The following is a 212-nucleotide window of genomic DNA, read 5'->3' as shown; positions in this document are numbered from 1 at the left end:
AGTACCATTGGCGCTGGGGCGTTTCACGGCCGTGTTCGGAATGGGAACGGGTGCAGCCGCCCCGCGATAACCACCAGGTCGGCAAAACGCAACTGGCACGAGCTTTTGGCTCATGCTGTTGTATCGAGAAGCTGGAGAGCTTTTGGCTCTATTTGATATGAACACGTGATGCGATCGAGTTTTATTCGATGAGCATGAACAATGGGAACGAA

Annotated in this window: 1 rRNA gene; it reads right to left on the bottom strand. The window is 52.8% G+C overall.

From position 1 onward, the window contains the following. A 5S ribosomal RNA gene (gene rrf, locus PVA19_RS22340) occupies positions 1 to 78 on the bottom strand; the annotation flags it as partial. Between the last annotated feature and the right edge of the window lie 134 nt (positions 79 to 212).

The organism is Agrobacterium sp. CNPSo 3708 (genome assembly GCF_028674915.1).
Taxonomy (GTDB): Bacteria; Pseudomonadota; Alphaproteobacteria; order Rhizobiales; family Rhizobiaceae; genus Agrobacterium; species Agrobacterium cavarae.
The sequence above is the reverse complement of the archived record's forward strand: the minus strand, read 5'-3'. Positions and strand labels throughout refer to the sequence as shown.